Origin of the sequence: Clostridioides sp. ZZV14-6345, assembly GCF_020657775.1 — a bacterium.
Taxonomy (GTDB): domain Bacteria; phylum Bacillota; class Clostridia; order Peptostreptococcales; family Peptostreptococcaceae; genus Clostridioides; species Clostridioides difficile_D.
The window spans coordinates 20,061-38,275 of the sequence record NZ_JAGWCX010000007.1 but is presented as its reverse complement, the minus strand read 5'-3'; the positions used below and the strand labels follow the sequence as shown (position 1 = coordinate 38,275).

At 27.9% G+C, this 18,215-nt stretch carries 17 protein-coding genes and 1 other annotated feature; of the genes, 15 read left to right on the top strand and 2 right to left on the bottom strand.

Annotated elements, in window-relative coordinates; translation table 11 throughout:
• Positions 1 to 231: 231 nt before the first annotated feature.
• Both KGF39_RS02970 and KGF39_RS02965 read left to right on the top strand, forming a co-directional pair.
• Positions 232 to 1,104, top strand: a complete 873-nt coding sequence (locus KGF39_RS02970) for a YitT family protein (protein ID WP_227821133.1) — start codon at positions 232 to 234, stop codon at positions 1,102 to 1,104.
• 113 nt (positions 1,105 to 1,217) lie between these two features.
• Positions 1,218 to 1,478, top strand: a complete 261-nt coding sequence (locus KGF39_RS02965) for a hypothetical protein (protein WP_227821132.1) — start codon at positions 1,218 to 1,220, stop codon at positions 1,476 to 1,478.
• A gap of 162 nt (positions 1,479 to 1,640) precedes the next feature.
• Here KGF39_RS02965 and KGF39_RS02960 read toward each other — a convergent pair whose 3' ends face one another.
• Positions 1,641 to 2,213: a TetR/AcrR family transcriptional regulator gene (locus tag KGF39_RS02960; RefSeq protein WP_227821131.1), complete on the bottom strand. Its 573-nt coding sequence runs from the start codon at positions 2,211 to 2,213 to the stop codon at positions 1,641 to 1,643.
• A gap of 183 nt (positions 2,214 to 2,396) precedes the next feature.
• Here KGF39_RS02960 and KGF39_RS02955 point away from each other — a divergent pair, with 183 nt between their 5' ends.
• Positions 2,397 to 3,239: a DegV family protein gene (locus KGF39_RS02955; RefSeq protein ID WP_054274595.1), complete on the top strand. Its 843-nt coding sequence runs from the start codon at positions 2,397 to 2,399 to the stop codon at positions 3,237 to 3,239.
• 120 nt (positions 3,240 to 3,359) lie between these two features.
• Here KGF39_RS02955 and KGF39_RS02950 read toward each other — a convergent pair whose 3' ends face one another.
• Complete coding sequence (locus KGF39_RS02950; RefSeq protein WP_054274594.1) at positions 3,360 to 4,436, bottom strand: M24 family metallopeptidase; 1,077 nt, start codon at positions 4,434 to 4,436, stop codon at positions 3,360 to 3,362.
• Positions 4,437 to 4,929: 493 nt separating this feature from the next.
• On the opposite strand from KGF39_RS02950, the gene KGF39_RS02945 reads away from it, so the two are divergent.
• The 12 genes from KGF39_RS02945 (at position 4,930) to KGF39_RS02890 (ending at position 18,115) form a co-directional block, all read left to right on the top strand.
• Entirely contained in the window at positions 4,930 to 6,333 is a 1,404-nt protein-coding gene (locus tag KGF39_RS02945) for an amino acid permease (protein ID WP_227821130.1), read from the top strand.
• 90 nt (positions 6,334 to 6,423) lie between these two features.
• Positions 6,424 to 6,664 (top strand) — a binding site (T-box leader).
• Between the two features lie 42 nt (positions 6,665 to 6,706).
• Positions 6,707 to 7,405, top strand: coding sequence for a 5'-methylthioadenosine/adenosylhomocysteine nucleosidase (locus KGF39_RS02940; RefSeq protein WP_227821129.1), 699 nt, complete (start codon positions 6,707 to 6,709; stop codon positions 7,403 to 7,405).
• Positions 7,406 to 7,429: 24 nt separating this feature from the next.
• The gene (gene trpS / locus KGF39_RS02935) at positions 7,430 to 8,431 is read left to right on the top strand and encodes a tryptophan--tRNA ligase (protein ID WP_227821128.1); all 1,002 of its coding nucleotides are present in this window, start codon (positions 7,430 to 7,432) and stop codon (positions 8,429 to 8,431) included.
• Between the two features lie 583 nt (positions 8,432 to 9,014).
• Positions 9,015 to 10,217: a LytS/YhcK type 5TM receptor domain-containing protein gene (locus tag KGF39_RS02930; protein WP_227821127.1), complete on the top strand. Its 1,203-nt coding sequence runs from the start codon at positions 9,015 to 9,017 to the stop codon at positions 10,215 to 10,217.
• 4 nt (positions 10,218 to 10,221) lie between these two features.
• A complete protein-coding gene (locus KGF39_RS02925; protein ID WP_227821126.1) occupies positions 10,222 to 10,992 on the top strand; it encodes a LytR/AlgR family response regulator transcription factor in 771 nt (256 codons plus the stop codon).
• Positions 10,993 to 11,138: 146 nt separating this feature from the next.
• Positions 11,139 to 12,560: a carbon starvation protein A gene (locus KGF39_RS02920; protein ID WP_227821125.1), complete on the top strand. Its 1,422-nt coding sequence runs from the start codon at positions 11,139 to 11,141 to the stop codon at positions 12,558 to 12,560.
• Between the two features lie 184 nt (positions 12,561 to 12,744).
• On the top strand, positions 12,745 to 13,227 hold the full coding sequence (locus tag KGF39_RS02915; protein WP_054274585.1) for a TraR/DksA C4-type zinc finger protein: 483 nt from the start codon (positions 12,745 to 12,747) through the stop codon (positions 13,225 to 13,227).
• Positions 13,228 to 13,276: 49 nt separating this feature from the next.
• A complete protein-coding gene (locus tag KGF39_RS02910; RefSeq protein WP_227821124.1) occupies positions 13,277 to 14,056 on the top strand; it encodes a polysaccharide deacetylase family protein in 780 nt (259 codons plus the stop codon).
• 319 nt (positions 14,057 to 14,375) lie between these two features.
• Positions 14,376 to 14,822: a signal peptidase II gene (gene lspA / locus KGF39_RS02905; RefSeq protein WP_054274583.1), complete on the top strand. Its 447-nt coding sequence runs from the start codon at positions 14,376 to 14,378 to the stop codon at positions 14,820 to 14,822.
• The gene (locus KGF39_RS02900; RefSeq protein ID WP_227821123.1) at positions 14,791 to 15,738 is read left to right on the top strand and encodes an RluA family pseudouridine synthase; all 948 of its coding nucleotides are present in this window, start codon (positions 14,791 to 14,793) and stop codon (positions 15,736 to 15,738) included. The genes lspA and KGF39_RS02900 overlap by 32 nt, the downstream gene beginning before the upstream one ends.
• A 361-nt stretch (positions 15,739 to 16,099) precedes the next feature.
• Positions 16,100 to 16,633, top strand: coding sequence for a bifunctional pyr operon transcriptional regulator/uracil phosphoribosyltransferase PyrR (pyrR, locus tag KGF39_RS02895; RefSeq protein ID WP_054274581.1), 534 nt, complete (start codon positions 16,100 to 16,102; stop codon positions 16,631 to 16,633).
• Positions 16,634 to 16,906: 273 nt separating this feature from the next.
• Entirely contained in the window at positions 16,907 to 18,115 is a 1,209-nt protein-coding gene (locus KGF39_RS02890) for a solute carrier family 23 protein (protein ID WP_107595473.1), read from the top strand.
• Positions 18,116 to 18,215 lie beyond the last annotated feature (100 nt).

Below are 18,215 nucleotides of genomic sequence, written 5' to 3'. Positions count from 1 at the left end.
AGTACAGTATAATTATCTATTCAATAAAATGTTGTAATATTCCAAAATTTACAATAAATAAATCTGTATAAATCATATAAATTATTCATAGCATATGATAGAATATTAATTAATAAACGTTTAAGTGAGGATGAATAATATTTTTAGTAAACTACTTTTGATAAATTTATTTATAAATTTATCGTGTGTTATGCAGGGTGGTTTATTTATTATGTAAAGGGGTGCGTTTTGATGTATGGTGAAAGCAAAAAGCTAAGTGTTGATAATAACGTATTTTTACAATATGGTCTTATTATATTGGGTATGATTTTATCAACCATAGGAATAAATTTATATCTAGCACCAGCCAAGTTATTAAGTGGAGGAGTAGCTGGAATTTGTGTTATATTATATAAATTATTTGGTATAAATCAGGGAATATCAAGTTTCTTGATGAATATACCAATATTTATTATAGCTAGAAAGTATTTTGATAATAAATTTTTGTTAATAAGTTTTGTCAATATGTTACTATTTTCTGTAGCACTTGGGTTAACACAAGACATTGCTAAGTATTTTCCAATAGATGATACTATGTTACAGTGTATTTATGGTGGTGCATTAACTGGTATAGGTATGGGATTGACTTTTAAAGCAAGAGCTACTGCTGGAGGACTTGATATAGTAGCAGCGATAATGAAAAGAAAATACGATATACCTATGAAAAATACATTTTTATTTATTAACTTCTTTGTAGTATGTGCAGGTGCCTTCTTATTTGGAGCTAAGTTGGTAATGTACACTTTAATTACTATGTATATAATTTCTTTTACAATGGACATAGGAAAAGATTGCTTTGATAGAAAAAAATCTATACTTTTAATATCAAATAAATATGATGAAATATCCAAAGTAATAATGAGCAAGATGGGAAGAGGAGTTACTTTTTTGGAGGCAGAAGGTGCATATACACAAAACAAGAAAAAGATGATTTATTGCATAATATCTGCAAATGAAATAGGTAAATTTAAAGATTTAATTTACGACATGGATAGTGAAGCTTTTATTTCTGTCAATAATGTGGAAGAAGTAAAAGGTGGAGGTTTTAAGGATAAATTTCTTTAAGATTATAAGATGCTAAAAAATGCCATATATATTGAGATTATACCTAGTTAGATGTATACTGTAGTTAATGGGGTACATGAAGTACTCAATAATATACTAGGAGGTATAAGAATATGTTAAGAGAGAGATTTGTAGTAAGAAATCATCATAATCCACATACAAGTGGATGCTGTGGGACTGGAGGAGAAAGATGCTGTGGAGGGGATAACCACGAGCATTCACATCAACATTCTCACAGTCATGGGCATGAACATGTAAATGGTGTAGGTCACGACCATAATCATGATGATGGTTTTTCAGGAACTCATGAGCATAGCCACGAGCATACACATGGGTATGAACATTCAGATGGACATACACATGAACATAAATAAAAATATTTAAAATTCATAAAAGATTTTTATTTTGTGATTCCATGAAGGTTTAAATAAAAATTGAATATTTTAAGTAAAAATTATTGATAATAAATAAGAAAGTGAACTGTTAAAGTAGATAACTTAAATAGTTCACTTTTATTAATTATCTAAGTATTAAATTTAAATCCAATGGCTAACTAAAAAAGAAGCTATATTTTCATAAGGTATTTTTTCTATTTTTAATAAGCTTTGGACAACTAAACCATCAACTATTGACATAAGTAAGAAAGAAAATGATTCAGCATCCTGTTCATTTTCGCTACTATTATATTTTTCTAGTGATTCAACAATTTCAGATTTAAGAGTAGTTCTCCATTCAATATATTTTAATCTCATTCTTTCTTTCAAATCGTCATTTGAAGTAATTGCCTCACAAATAAGGTACATATGTACTCTACCACGACTTTCTATAGTAGATATTTTATCTAAGATTAAGTTAACCATTTCTATTTGAGAATTTTTTGATTTGACATTTTTTACACAGTTTAGTATAGCGCTAGTTATAACTTCTAAATGAGTATCCGCAATATCATATATAATATCATTTTTAGATGCGTAGTGATAATATAAAGTACCTTTACTTATATTTACATCTTTTGCAATATCAGCAAGGCTAGTATTTTGAACTCCATTTTTGGCTATTAAATTGGTTGCAGATGATAAAATAGCCTGTTTCATATTATTTGTTTTCATAAAACTTACCTTTCTATGTATATTTATAACAAATTAATAACATTATAAACTTATGGATATTTATTGTCAATAAAGCAAGAATCTATATCTATTGACTTTTGTTCATTCAAAATATAAAATAATAATTAAATCGGTCGTACGACCGACTGAATAAATAAAACAATATCTTATAGTGAGGTTAATATGGATAAAATAAAATTGATAGTGGACAGTGCATGTGACTTACCTAATGATATAATAGAAAAATACAACATAGAAGTTGTTGGTTTAAATGTATCTTTTGGAGAAGAAAGTTATATATCTGGAAAGGAAATAGATAATGAAACTTTCTATAGAAAAATGAGTGAGAGCAAAGTACTACCAAAGACATCATGTCCTTCACCTGATAAATTTTTAGAAGCATATCATTGTCAGGAAGAAAGTATATTGGTGATTAATATAAGTTCAGGATTATCTGGCACTTATAATAGTGCACTTTTGGCAAAGGATATGTTTGAAAAAGAAGGAAACAACAAGAAAATTGAGGTTATAGATTCGCTTAGTGGGTCAATTGGAATAGGACAATTAGTGTTAAAAGCAGCAATATTAATAAAAGAAGGAAAAGAAATCGAAGAAATTGTTTCAATAATAGATAGATACAAAGATAACCCTCCATTTTTTGGAACTCTAGAAACTTTAGAAAATGCTATTAAGGGGGGGAGAATAAACCCAATAGCAGGAAAAATTATAAATACCTTGAATTTTAAGGCGATAATACAAGTTGCAGATGGTGTTGTAACTCCAATAGACAAGGCAAGAGGTGAAGGTAATAGCTTGAAAAAGTTGATTACTTTAGTAGAGTCAAAAATTAAAAATAAAGAAGAAAAGGTTTTATTTATAGGACATGCTAACTGTCCTGAAAAGGCTCAAAAAGTAAGAGAAGTTATGGAAAAGGATGTAAAATACAAAGATGTTGTAATCTGTGAAGTTGGTTCAGTTATGGGTACATATACTTCAAAAGGTGCAATTTTAATAACTGCAATATAAATAATAGATTGAAATAAATAATGGATTGAAATAAATAATGGATTGAAAAATTAAAGCCATATAAAAATGCTTAAAGTATTTTTATATGGCTTTTTTTATGTTATCAAATTGATTTTATAATTAACCAACTACACATATTTCTTTATCATGTTTGTTTAATATCTCGCAACCATCTTCAGTAACAAGTACCAAATCTTCTATTCTAACTCCAAACTCACCTGGTAAATATATACCTGGCTCTATAGAGAATATCATTCCTGGTTGTACAGTATCTGTATTTATAGAAGATACATCTCCTTTATCATGAACCTCAAGTCCTATAGAGTGACCAGTTCTATGAGTGAAATATTGTCCATATCCTTTTTCAGTTATGTAATCACGAGCAGCAGCATCTATATCACAGAATCTAACACCCGGTTTTACAATAGCCTCAGCTCTCTTATTAGCTTCAAGAACTATTTCAAATATTTCTCTACCTTTTTCAGGTATTTCTTTATAGAATACAGTTCTTGTCATATCAGCACAATAATTGTCTTTTATACAACCTATATCTAATATTATTGCATCTCCTGGTTTTACAAGTGCATTTCCAGGTTCACCATGTGGATTAGCTCCATTAGGTCCAAATCCTATAATAGGGTCAAATGAAAATCCATCAGTACCTAGGTCTTCATATATTTTAGATAATTTACCAACAAGTTGTTTCTCTGTAAGTTCACCAGAAACAGTAGCTTTAAGTTGTTCCATAGCCTTGTCATTTAATCTTGAAGCTATTCTCATTAATTCTTTTTCTTCTTCATCTTTACACATTCTTAAAGTATCTATTATATAAGATGAATTTACAAATTTACTTCCTCCACCTAATTCTATTAAGTTTAATAAAAATCTAGCTGGCCAGTTTTTATCAACACCCATAGTAGCATTTTTGTCTATATGTTCAGTTATTATTTCTACTGGATTTTGAGTATCATTAAACCAAACCATTTCAACACCTAAATCTTCTGCAACTGGGAATAATTCATTTATAAATAATTTGTTATTTCCATTTAAATTTAGATATAATGATAATAGTCTTTCACCTGGATGGATTAGCACTCCTGTTAGATAAAATATCGAAGTAGGGTCACTTACTAACATTTGAGAAATATCATCTTTTTTCATTTGTTCAAGTACAGCATTTAATCTTTGAGCCTTCATAATAATTTCCTCCTAATCAAAATTCAATACAAATCAATTTTAGCATTATTAAACAAAAAATAGTATACTTTTCTTCTAGAAATATAAAAAAATTTTGGTATATTGTTTTTATATTAAATTTAATCATTACTTTTACATTAAAATAGAAATAAAAGACTTTTTATTGTGAAAATATTATAGAAATAGTAAATAAAATTTATAAAGTCGTGTATTTAAGCTTTTTATATAGTAATGAAAAATAATAAATAAAATTTTATATTAAAATAATATTGAAACAATTTTAAAAGTTTAGTATCATTAAAATTAAAGTGGTAAAACTTTCAATGTTTATCATTTTTAATAAAATTTGATTTCAAAGTATTTAGATTTTATAAGTAAATGCCTTTAATGGTGTGAATATTCTGGAATTTATTATTTTAATGATAATGAATCTATTTTATTAATTTTGAAATCAAATTTTAAATAATTAATAGAGAGGGGAAATTAAATTAGGATGGAAAAGAAAAAAATAGGCCTATGGAGTTTGGTATTTATGAATGTATCAGCTTTATATGGTATAAGATGGATAGCTAAGTCTACTGCATCAAGCTTTGGTTTAGGATTAGGTGCAATACCTATGTGGTTATTATTCTCATTCATATATTTTGTACCAGGAGCTTTAATTTGTGCTGAATTAGCTTCTACATATCAAAAAGGTGATGGAGGTTTGTATGATTGGGTCAAGGAAGCCTTTGGAGAAAAATATGGATTTTTAGTTTCTTGGCTAAACTGGACAGCTAAAATATTCTGGTATTCTTCATTCTTGACATTTTTAGCAGTAAATGTTTCTTATACAATAGGAAATCCAGCACTTGCAGATAATAAGATGTTTGTACTTATACTATCTTTAATAATATTCTGGGCATTATCTCTTATAGCAACTAAAGGAATAAGTTTTACAAAGATATTTACTAATACAGGTGCATTAGGTTCAACAATACCAAGTGCTATACTTATAATATTTTCATTTGTAGCAGTATTTGTACTTAAAAAACATGATATAGCTTCAACATACACAATAGCTTCAATGACTCCAAAACTTAATATGGATGCATTTGTTGCTATATCGGCTATAATGTTTGGTTTAGCAGGAGCAGAAACTTCAGCTAACTTTATAACAGAAATAGATAAGCCTGAAAAGAACTTCCCTAAAGCTATATTAATATCAGCTGGAATAGTAGGTTCGTTGTACGTATTAGGCTCAATTGCAATAACAATGATAATACCACCAGATCAAATTACTGCTTCTAAAGGTGTGTTAGATGCACTTGGAGTTGTTTGTGAATCTTTAGGAATCGGTTCTTGGTTGGTTCAACTGATAGCTTTTGGTATAGCTTTTTCAATATTAGGAGCAATAGTTCTTTACATAGCATCACCAATAAAAATGTTATTTGGTAGTGTTAAAAAGGGAGTATTTCCTGATAGTTTGGTAGAAGTAAATGAACACAAGATACCTTCTAAAGCAGTTATACTTCAAGCAATAATAGTTACTATAATATTATTGGTTACTACATTAATGCCTTCTGTTGATGCTATATACAATGTTCTTGTAACTATGACAGCATTAACTGCATTATTCCCATATGTATTGTTATATGCTTCTTATATTAAACTAAGAAAAGAGAGACCAGATGAAATTAGACCTTATACTATGGCAAAATCAACAGGTACTTGTATAGGTTTAGCAAAAATGGTTCTAACTGTAACTGTAGTTGGTATATTATTATCTGCAGCTCCAGTTATGCCTACATTTGCTGAAAATATTATATATGAGATAGAGATGATTGGTGGAGGTCTTCTAGTTATATTATCTGGACTATGGTTATGGAATAGATATGAAAAGAAAACAGCTAAATAAAATGTATTTTAAAAATTTATTTTGGATATTATAATATATAGTTGACAATTTATAATGTAAGGAATATTATAAAATAAAGAAATTAATAAATTAAATCCTGGGATAAGAAATAGTAAATAAATATATTTTTACACAGAGAATTAAGGATGCTGAGAACTTAATGAAAAGTATTTATTGAATGGGTCTTTGAGGAGTAAAATGAAATGTAATTTAAGATTACAGAGTATTTGATATCGTGTATGCACGTTACAGCATATATTAAGATATATATATTCAATTTTGGATGTATATAAATTTAGGTGGTACCACGGAAAATATATCCGTCCTATTGATTTAGGACGGATTTTTTAATATAGAAAATTTAGGAGGAAAAATGAACGTAATAGGAATTATAGGTGCAATGGATGAAGAAGTAAGTATTTTAGTTGATTTAATGGATATTAAAGAGACTATAAAAAAAGCTAGTTTAGAATTTTATAAGGGAACTTTAGAAGGTAAGAATGTAGTATTAGTAAAGTGTGGTATAGGTAAGGTTAATTCTGCTCTTTGTGCACAGATACTAATAAGCGAATTTAAAGTTGATGCTATTGTTAATACAGGCGTTGCAGGAGCTTTAAATGAAAAACTTGATGTTAATGATATAGTAATATCAACTGATGCTATACAGTATGATGTAGATACTACAGCATTTGGAGATCCTAAGGGAGTTATACCAAGAATGAAGACTTCTGTATTTAAAGCGGATGAAAGACTTATAGATGCTGCTTATAAATCTTCTGTGGAAGAGGTAAAAACTCATAAAGTATTGAAAGGAAGAGTAGTTACAGGAGACAAATTTATAAATTCTAAAGAATTAAAGGAAGAATTAGTAAATGATTTTGGTGGATATTGTGGAGAAATGGAAGGTGGAGCTATAGCGCATGTATGTTATTTAAATAATACTCCATTCGTAATAATAAGAGCAATGTCCGATAAGGCAGATGGAAGTGCTGATGTTACGTATGATGTATTTGTACATGATGCTGCCAATAATTCTAAAGATATAGTTTTAAATATGTTAAAATCAATATAAATATATAAGGAGGGTACAAAGAAAATGGGTGAAAAAAAAGTTATATTTAGTGGTGCACAACCATCAGGCAAAATGACCTTAGGAAATTATTTAGGAGCTATAAAAAACTGGACTGAACTTCAAGATAATTATGATTGCTATTATAGTATAGTTGATTTACATGCAATAACAGTACCTCAGGACCCTAAAGTTTTGAGAGCTAATGCTATAGAATTACTTGCTCAATATATAGCTTGTGGATTAGACCCAGAAAAAAATACTATATTTATACAATCACATGTCAAAGAGCATGTTGAACTTATGTGGGTATTAAATACTATGACTTATATGGGTGAATTAAGTAGAATGACTCAATTTAAGGATAAATCACAAAAGAGTGAAGCAAATCTAAATGCAGGTTTATTTACTTATCCAGTTCTTATGGCTGCTGACATATTGTTGTATCAAACTGATTTAGTTCCAGTTGGGGATGACCAAAAGCAACATTTAGAATTAGCTCGTGATTTAGCAAATAGATTCAATAATAGATTTTCACCTACTTTTGTAATTCCAGAAGGATACTACCCAAAAGGTGGAGCAAGAGTGATGAGTTTGCAAGAGCCAACTAAGAAAATGAGTAAGTCTGATTCAAATGAAAATGCATTTATATTATTGGCAGATGATTCAGATTCTATAAAGAGAAAGATAAAAAGAAGTGTTACTGATTCTTTAGGTGTTGTAAAATACTCTGATGAGCAACCTGGTATTAAAAATTTACTTGATATATACTCTAATTTAAGTAAAAAGAGTGTAGAAGAGATTGTAAATATGTATGAAGGTAAGGGTTATGGAGTATTTAAAGAAGATGTAGCTGAAGTAGTATCAGAAGCTCTAAGACCTATAAGAGAAAAATATGTTGACCTTCTTAATAACAAAGATTATTTAGAAAAAATATATAGTATGGGAGCAGAAAAAGCTGAAAAACAAGCTAGAAAAACTCTTAGAAAAGTTTATAAAAAAGTTGGATTTATAGAGAGAAGATATTAATTGCATTATTTATCTTTATTTGGTAAATAAATTTTAAAGTTACTAAAAAAGTATATGATAGGAAATAGAGTGTTTCAAAGTGAACTTTTGTTCATGAGGCACTCTTTTTGTATGAAATCAAATATATTTTCATCATTTCGACAATGAAAAAGAGGTTTATCTTTTGAGACAGCATCTTTTTGTAATAAAAAAAGATGAGCTTTTGCTCATCTCAAAGGGGTTAGATCATTCTTACTTTGGGGAAAGTAGAATAAAGGTAAAAGTTAACTGATGTTAACTTTGTCTTTTTTGCATATCACTACTGAGCATAAAAAAATCAGAAAACCATAGCCTTCTGAACTAACTTCGAACATACATCATATTTTATACCCAATATGTAATTTATGAGTTAATTTTAACTCTTATAATGAAAATTGTCAATAATATATCAAAAAAACATTTTTTAAATTTATATAATTAAATGAATTTATGTTTATATAGGTGATATGATACAATAATTATGGTATTTATTTTTATGAATTTAATTTATAATAAAAAATAATAAGTTTAAAGTGTGTAAAGATTTATTTTTAAGAGGGAAAATATGAAAACATCAATTTTAATAGCATTAATAGAAAAGACAAGCCTTATTGTGGTGATGTTTCTTCTGATAACAAAGCTAAAAACATTTAAGCAAATATTTCAAAAAGAAAAATATAGTTTTAATGATTTGGTATGTATAGCATTAGTTTTTACTTTTTTAGCCATATTTGGTACTTATAATGGTATAAATTATATGGGGTCAATAGTAAATACTAGGATAATATCTATAGTATCAGGAGGCGTTTTATTTGGACCAATGGTAGGTATCACAGCAGGCGTTCTTTCGGGGATTCATAGATACTTTATGGATATTGGAGGTATAACATCTGTTCCATGTCTTTTATCAAGTATACTAGCAGGTGTATTATCAGGATTTTTATATAAAAGGATACCAAAGCAACACAGGGTAATATGTGGTATATTGGTAGGCATGGTTTCTGAAAGTTTTACTATACTACTTATATATTTAATATCACATCCACATTCTTTAGCACTTCAAATAATTGGTGGAATATATTTACCTTTAATAGTTGGACAGATTGGAATAGGATTTGTTATATCCATAGTTGAAGGGATTGAAAAAGATAAAAAGGATATAGAAGCAAGAAATAAAGCAGAAATAAAAGCACTTCAAAGACAGATTAATCCGCATTTTATGTTTAATTCCTTAAACACAATAGCTTCATTTATAAGGTTTAGTCCAGATAAAGCCAGAGAACTAATAATAAATTTGTCAACTTATTTAAGGTATAATCTCGAATATAGTGATAATTTGATAGATATAAATAAAGAGATTGAGCAAGTTAAATCTTTTGTAGAGATAGAAAAGGCTAGATTTGGAGACTTACTAACTGTGTCTTATGATATAGACGATGTGAATATAAAGATTCCAAGCTTGATTATACAGCCATTAGTGGAAAATGCAATAATACATGGGATTTTAGAAAGTGGTAGAGCTGGTATAGTGAAAATATCTATAAAAAAGTTGCCATATTCATTAGAAAATACTGTAAGAATATCAATTGAGGATAATGGTGTAGGTATAAGTGATGAGATTATAAATAATGTATATCAAGATAATATGCCAGAAAATAAGATTGGACTTTATAATGTACATTTAAGACTCAAGTTGATGTACGGAAGTGGATTAAATATGAGAAGAATGGACAATGGAACTTTGATAGTATTTTATGTAAAGGAGTAGAATGATGAGAGCTATAATAGTGGAAGATGAGTTTCCAGCAAGAAAGGAATTGAGATATTTTATTGAAAATAAAAGTAACATTGAGGTAGTAAGTGAATTTACTAATGGTATAGAGGTGTTAGATTTTATTCAGGAAAATAAAATAGATGTAATTTTTTTAGATATAAGTATACCTCATCTTGATGGAATGTTACTTGCAAAAACATTAAATCAGTTTAAATCAAAACCAAAAATTGTTTTTATAACAGCGTATGAAAATTATGCAGTAGATGCTTTTTCTTTGGGTGTATTTGATTATATACTGAAGCCTTATTCTGAAGAGAGAATTATTTCTATGTTGAATAAATTAGAAAATAGTGAAACGAGTGATATTGAGCTATATAATGACAATAGTAATTTACATAAGGATAAAAAAGATGTAATAAATCAGAATATAGAAGAAATAACACATAAAATTAGCCTTTGGAAAGGTGATAAGTTGGTTGTAATAGATATTGATGATATATATTATTGTGAAGCTAATGAAAGACAGACATTTATATATACTGAAAAAGAAAAGTTTATATTAAAAGAAGGTATATCAGAAGTGGAAAATCTTATAAATGATAAAACATTTTTTAGAACACATAGGTCTTATATCGTGAATTTAAGCAAAGTAAAAGAAATTATACCATGGTTTAATAATACATACATATTGAAGTTAAAAAACAGTAATTATGAAGTAACTGTAAGTAGAAGTAAAATAAAAGAATTCAGGTTATTAATGCATATATAAAATCATTTCATGTACTTAAACATGCACTTGATGTAATTAACATTTATATTAGTACAAAAAAGTATTACCATTTGAACTGGAAATAGTTTTCTCAAACTTATAAAAATTTATAAAGCAATTATACAAAAAACTAAGGGGATGAATTTATGGTAAGTTTTTTAGGTTCAATAGTAGTACTTATAGTAGGTTATTTTATCTATGGCACTTTTGTAGAAAAGGTTTTTGGAATCAATGATGAAAATCAAACTCCAGCTATAGCTTGTAGAGATGGAGTGGACTATGTTCCAATGAAATGGAAAAGAATCTTTTTAATTCAATTTTTAAATATCGCAGGATTAGGTCCTATATTTGGAGCTATACAAGGTGCATTATTTGGACCGTCAGCATTTTTATGGATTGTATTTGGAACAATATTTGCAGGTGGAGTACATGATTTTACTTCAGGATATTTATCAATGAAGAACAAAGGTACATCTGCATCAGAGTTGGTAGGTCTTTATCTAGGAAATGGTGCAAAAATAGCAATGAGAATATTTAGTGTTATTCTTTTGGTATTAGTTGGAGTTGTATTTGTAACAGGTCCAGCAGGATTACTAAAAACATTGACAGGAGTAAACACACAAATATGGGTTGGAGTAATAATTCTTTATTATATAATGGCTACTGTTTTACCAATAGATAAGTTAATTGGTAAAATATATCCTTTATTTGGAGCTGCTTTATTAATTATGGCAGTTGGTGTAGCTGGAGGATTAATAATAAAGGGATATAATATACCAAATATAAATTTACAAAATATGAATCCAAATGGAACACCTTTGTTTCCATATTTATTTATAACAATAGCATGTGGAGCAATATCAGGTTTCCATGCAACACAATCACCACTTATGGCAAGATGTGTTGAAAAAGAGAGTGAAGCAAGACCAGTATTTTATGGTTCAATGGTTGCAGAAGGAATAATAGCTTTAGTTTGGGCAGCTGCAGCTATGTCATATTTCCATGGTATACCTCAGCTTAATGTAATATTTAATGATGGTGGAGCAGCAACTGTTGTAAATACAGTATCTGTTGGATTAATGGGACCTATTGGAGGAGCTTTGGCCATACTTGGTGTTGTAGCATGTCCTATAACTTCAGGGGATACAGCATTTAGAAGTGCTAGATTAACAATAGCTGATGCAATGAATTATAATCAAGATGCAGTTAAAAATAGATTTTTAATAGCTTTGCCATTATTTGCTGTGGGGGTTGCCCTTACATTTATAGATTTTAATATAATTTGGAGATATTTCTCTTGGGCAAATCAAACACTTGCTATGATAATGTTGTGGACTGGTTCTGCGTATTTGGTTAAAGCAAATAAAAATCATTACATAACTACATTGCCAGCACTTTTTATGACTGTAGTAACATTTAGTTATATAATGCAGGCAAAAGAAGGATTTAGACTTCCAGTTAATATATCTAATGGAATAGGTATTGTAGTTGCAATAATCCTTGGACTTTTATTTTTTAAAAAAGCTAAGGATATAAAAGAGCAAAATGCTCATAAATTAGCAAGTTAATGTAATTATTATCAAAAACTAAAAACATTATATTAAAAATATATTTAAAGAATTTGTAGGTGAATTTTAAGTTTACCTACAATTTTTTTTTGAAAAAATCAAATCTTGTTTTTTATTGTATTTTTAATTTAGTTTTCCACATACTATTTTTATGATATAAATATTAAAATTAGAGGTGTTGAAAATGGATACTAAAAAATACAAAGATAAATTATTAAAAGAAAGAGAAAAGTTAACTAATTTAGTAGTAGATATGAAAGATAATACCTTGTTTGGAGACACTACTAAACATACTAGTGAAAAATATTCATCAGGAGAATTATCTAGTTATGATAATCATATCGGAGATATGGGAACAGATTTATATATGCAAAATATGCAAAATAGTTTAATAAATCATGAAGAAGGAAGACTATATCAAATAGATTCAGCATTATCTAAAATAGAAAATGGAACATATGGTTTTTGTGATTTATGTCACAATCAAATAGATTTAGAAAGATTAGATATATTACCTGATACAAATTTATGTAACAATTGTGCAAAAAAAGAAAATGATTTATTAGGTGATGCAATGCAAAATCCTGATGTAGAAGATTCTAACTTTTACTCAGAAGACCTAACAAATTTAACTGATTTAAATAAGAATGGAACATTGAGAGATTAGAAGCCTGACATCATATATTGTTAGAATGAATTAGAAAAGAGGTAATGACATGAAGAAAGCAATATGGGGTATATGTATATGTTTATTATCCATAGTAGGTGTATATACATATAACCATAATACACATAATCAAAGTAGTTCAAAAGAAACCTATAGTTTAAATGACAATATAAAAGACGATTATGAAGATGTAATAATCAAGAAAGGAAATGAGGATGAAAAGATTCTAGCATTGACTTTCGATGATGGTCCAGATGAGGATTTTACACCACAAGTACTTGATATATTAAAGAAAAATGATGTAAAAGCAACTTTTTTTGTAGTTGGAGAAAAAGTAGATTGTAACAAAGACTTATTAAAAAGACAGTATGATGAAGGTCATGAGATAGGGAATCATACATTTACACATATAAATGTTGCAAAAAATAGTTATGGTAAGGTAGAAAAAGAAATAACAGATACACAAAATATTGTAAAAAATATAATAGGGGTAGAACCCAAAATATTTAGACCTCCATATAGAGCCATGAGTAAAAGTGTATGTGATATTATAGTTTCTAAAGGTATGAATATAATTCTTTGGTCAAACTTAGACCCTAGAGATTGGTCCAATCCTGGAGTGGATACAATTATAAATACTATTCTCACAAAAGTACAAAATGGAAATATAATACTTTTACATGATTATAATAATAAAAGAAACAACAAGTCACAAACCATACAAGCTTTAGAAGTAGTAGTTCCTAAATTAAAAGAGAGAGGATATAAATTCGTAACAGTATCTGAACTTATACAACATTTAGATAAAAATAAGCAAGTACAAAAATAAAAAATATTTGTTTAAAGATTAATGATGTTTGTAAATTTAAAATACAAGCATCATTAATCTTTAAGCTATAAAATATACAAAAAGTATTGAGTGGTATAGTACTTTTAAATTTTTTATACATAATAATATGATTTTAAATGTGTAATAATTTATAATATAGAAAGGGTAATATTATTTTAGATTTTGTGCCAGTTTTATTAAAAAATACAGTAACTAACAGTTTTAATAAAGTTGCTCTTTATAGTATTTTTTTTGTATAATGGTAATAGTGAATTTTGAGCAAAATTGATTTTTAAATAATTTATAGGGGGAAAAATCATTGTTATATGTGTTAATAATAATTCTGCTTATAGGATTAGATCAACTGTCTAAGATATGGGTGTTAAATAATTTGGTGAATGTATCAACAATACCAATAATAAAGAATGTATTTCATCTAACTTATGTTGAAAATAGAGGGGCAGCATTTGGACTATTACAAAATAATCAATGGATATTTATAATAGTTGCATTACTTGCAACCGTATTTGGACTATACTATCTCAATACAAGAAAAGTACATACATCTGGGAAGTTGGGAATTATATTAATCATTTCTGGTGCATTAGGAAATCTAATTGACAGGGTTAGATTAGGATTTGTAGTAGATTATTTTGATTTTAGAATTATATGGGAGTATGTATTTAATGTAGCTGATGTATTTGTAGTTTTAGGAACTGTATTTTTATGTATATATGTTTTATTTTTTGAAAGTAAAAGTAGGTGATTTGATGGATGAGATAAGAGATTTTTTGGTGCTTGAAGAGGAAGAAGATGTTAGACTTGATGTTTATCTAGCAGAACAATTAGGTGATATGTCAAGAAGCTATATACAAAAAATTATAAAAGATGGTAAAGTAAAAGTTAATAATAAAGTAGAAAAAGCAAAATATTTAGTTAAAGAAGAGGACAAAATTATTATAGAGATACCAGAGCCTAAAGTTTTGGAGGTTGTAGCTCAAGATATACCTATAAATATCGTATATGAAGATAATGATGTCTTAATAATAAATAAACCTCAGGATATGGTTGTTCATCCTGCTCCTGGAAATTATGAAAATACATTGGTAAATGGAATTTTATATCATTGTAAAGATAAATTATCATCAATAAATGGAGTTATTAGACCTGGTATAGTTCATAGAATAGACAAAGATACTTCTGGTCTTCTTATGATAGCTAAGAATAATTATGCACATAATTTTCTAGCAGAACAATTAAAAGAACATACTATAACTAGGGAATATGAATTTATATGCTATGGTGTGGTTAAAGAAGATAAAATAACTGTGGACAAACCTATAGGAAGAAATCCTAAGGATAGGTTAAAAATGGCTGTAGTCAAAGACGGGAAAAATGCAATCACTCATTTTGAAGTGGTAGAAAGATTTGATAAATTCACTCATATGAAAGCTAGGCTTGAAACTGGTAGAACTCATCAAATAAGAGTTCATGCTTTGTCCATAAATCACCCGCTTTTAGGTGATATTGTATATGGACCTAAAGAAAATAAGTTTAAATTAAAGGGACAAACCTTGCATGCTAAGAAATTGGGATTTATACATCCTACTACTAAGGAATATATTGAATTTGATTCAGAGTTACCAGAGTATTTTAAGGAAGTTATTAGAAAAATTAAATAAAAATTTGCATAATATTATAAACCTTTGTTTAGTTTTATATAAGTGATAAATTTAGTGGAATTTAACTAAAATGTTTTATATTAAAGTATTTTGATTAAAAAAGCTTGAAAAATTTGAAATATAAATATATAATTTGAGTTAATGGAGTATAAAAATTATCTTTAAACGATACAGAGATATCGTAAGACAATTGCTGAATTAGACTATATATTTTTTATATAAAAGCTTCTTGTCTTGTGATGAGGAGTTTTTTGTTGTTTAAATTGAAAATTTTAATAAAAGTGAAGTTATAAAAATTTAAAAGAGAGGAGTAGATTTGTCAAAATAAAATATAGTATATTTTTTTGGCAATAGTTATGATATGGTAGAAAAAGCTCAATTAATGGATGAAAAGGCGATAGCAAGAGCAATTACTAGGATAAGTCATGAGATAATTGAAAGAAATAAAGGCGTAGAAGACCTAGTATTAGTTGGAATAAAGACTAGAGGTGTACCAATTGCAAATAGAATTTCTAAAAGAATAGAACAAATAGAAGGAACAAAAGTAGACACTGGAGATATTGATATAACACTTTATAGAGATGACTTAGAAAAAATTAATGTTGAACCAGTAGTCAAGGGAACATATTTAGACTTTAATGTAGATGATAAAACAGTAGTTTTAGTTGATGATGTGTTATATACAGGAAGAACTGTAAGAGCAGCACTTGATGCTATTATTGATATAGGAAGACCTAAATCAATACAATTAGCAGTATTAGTGGATAGAGGGCATAGAGAGCTACCTATAAGAGCAGATTATGTAGGAAAAAATGTACCTACTTCTAGACATGAAATTATATCTGTTAGTTTATTAGAAATTGATGGAGAAGATTCAGTTACAATCAAAGAATAATTATTTTTAAATATTATATAAAAGCTTAGCATTGAATAGTCAGGGGGAGGATAAAGCTTACATAGATTGCACAAAATAAATATTATAATTTTATGGATGTGTATTTTAGTATAGTCTTTATTCTCCTTTATTTGAATTTTTAATGTCGTAAAATGTAAAAAAACAATGAAATTTATAATGAGTTTAAAAAGTAGAATCTAGGGGATGATAATTAATTAAAAGATATTAATTAAATAGAGGATTTATTTATATATAATAATTTTGGAGGTTTTTATGAAAAAAACGATAATGTCTTTACAACATCTATTAGCCATGTTCGGAGCGACAGTATTAGTTCCCATTTTGACAGGCTTTAATCCGTCAGTTGCAATTTTCTGTGCTGGTGTTGGTACATTGATATTTCATTTTTGTACAGAAGGAAAAGTACCTGCCTTTTTAGGTTCAAGTTTCGCATTTATACCAGTTATACTAGCAGCTAAAGAGGCGTATGGAGGAGATTTAGCATATGCTCAAGGTGGTATAATAGTAGCAGGATTAATTTATATTATAATGTCGATTATAGTAAAAGTAGTTGGAGTAAATAAAATTAAACTGTATTTTCCAGCACAAGTTACAGGAGCTATGATAGTAGTTATAGGTTTGAATTTATTACCAACAGCTTTTAGTATGGCTTCAGCAAATTTTGTAATAGCATTTATAACTTTAGCAATAGCAATTTTAACTAATAAATTTGGTAGAGGATTTATAAAACAATTAGGAATATTAATAGCTGTTTTTTCTGGGTATATAATCTGTTTGATATTAGGATTAGTAGATATAACTACAATTACAGAAGCAAGTTTATTTGCAATACCTAACTTTACAGTTCCTAAATTTAGTTTAGGAGCAATTGTGATTATATCTCCAGTTGTGTTAGCTGTATTTATGGAACATATAGGAGATATGACTACTAATGGTGCTGTAGTAGGTAAAAACTTTATAGAAAATCCAGGGTTAAATAGAACCTTACTTGGAGATGGATTTGCAACTATAGTTGCAGGTTGCTTAGGTGGACCAGCTAATACAACTTATGGAGAAAATACAGCAGTACTTGCTATAACTAAAAACTATGACCCTTCAATACTTAGACGTACAGCAGTGTTTGCTATATTACTTGCATGTGTAGGTAAGTTTGGGGGATTCCTTCAAAGTATACCAGGTTCAGTTATGGGTGGAATTAGTATAATGTTATTTTCAATGATAACTTATGTAGGATTAAAGACTATAAGAGATAGTTCTTGTGTAGAAAGTAAGATAAATATATTAATAATAGCAGTTATATTGCTAATAGGTCTAGGAACAACGTATATGTCTAATAAAGGTATTTCTATTGGAATTCCTATAACAAGTACAGTAAAGATAACAGGTCTTAGTTTAGCTGCAATTGTTGGAATTGTATTAAATAGAATTTTAAATAATCAAGATTTTAAAGTTGAAGAATAATAAATGCTATCTTGTATAATTTTAAATAATTAATTTTCTATAGACATTTGTAATTAATGTTGATATAATGATTAAAAATAAATGAAAGAAAGGGCAAGGT

Coding starts and splice junctions, on each gene's coding strand:
- KGF39_RS02970 (WP_227821133.1), top strand. CDS start 232: ATGTATGGTGAAAGCAAAAAGCTAAGTGTTGATAATAACGTATTTTTA.
- KGF39_RS02965 (WP_227821132.1), top strand. CDS start 1,218: ATGTTAAGAGAGAGATTTGTAGTAAGAAATCATCATAATCCACATACA.
- KGF39_RS02960 (WP_227821131.1), bottom strand. CDS start 2,213: ATGAAAACAAATAATATGAAACAGGCTATTTTATCATCTGCAACCAAT.
- KGF39_RS02955 (WP_054274595.1), top strand. CDS start 2,397: ATGGATAAAATAAAATTGATAGTGGACAGTGCATGTGACTTACCTAAT.
- KGF39_RS02950 (WP_054274594.1), bottom strand. CDS start 4,436: ATGAAGGCTCAAAGATTAAATGCTGTACTTGAACAAATGAAAAAAGAT.
- KGF39_RS02945 (WP_227821130.1), top strand. CDS start 4,930: ATGGAAAAGAAAAAAATAGGCCTATGGAGTTTGGTATTTATGAATGTA.
- KGF39_RS02940 (WP_227821129.1), top strand. CDS start 6,707: ATGAACGTAATAGGAATTATAGGTGCAATGGATGAAGAAGTAAGTATT.
- trpS (WP_227821128.1), top strand. CDS start 7,430: ATGGGTGAAAAAAAAGTTATATTTAGTGGTGCACAACCATCAGGCAAA.
- KGF39_RS02930 (WP_227821127.1), top strand. CDS start 9,015: ATGAAAACATCAATTTTAATAGCATTAATAGAAAAGACAAGCCTTATT.
- KGF39_RS02925 (WP_227821126.1), top strand. CDS start 10,222: ATGAGAGCTATAATAGTGGAAGATGAGTTTCCAGCAAGAAAGGAATTG.
- KGF39_RS02920 (WP_227821125.1), top strand. CDS start 11,139: ATGGTAAGTTTTTTAGGTTCAATAGTAGTACTTATAGTAGGTTATTTT.
- KGF39_RS02915 (WP_054274585.1), top strand. CDS start 12,745: ATGGATACTAAAAAATACAAAGATAAATTATTAAAAGAAAGAGAAAAG.
- KGF39_RS02910 (WP_227821124.1), top strand. CDS start 13,277: ATGAAGAAAGCAATATGGGGTATATGTATATGTTTATTATCCATAGTA.
- KGF39_RS02900 (WP_227821123.1), top strand. CDS start 14,791: ATGTTTTATTTTTTGAAAGTAAAAGTAGGTGATTTGATGGATGAGATA.
- pyrR (WP_054274581.1), top strand. CDS start 16,100: ATGGTAGAAAAAGCTCAATTAATGGATGAAAAGGCGATAGCAAGAGCA.
- KGF39_RS02890 (WP_107595473.1), top strand. CDS start 16,907: ATGAAAAAAACGATAATGTCTTTACAACATCTATTAGCCATGTTCGGA.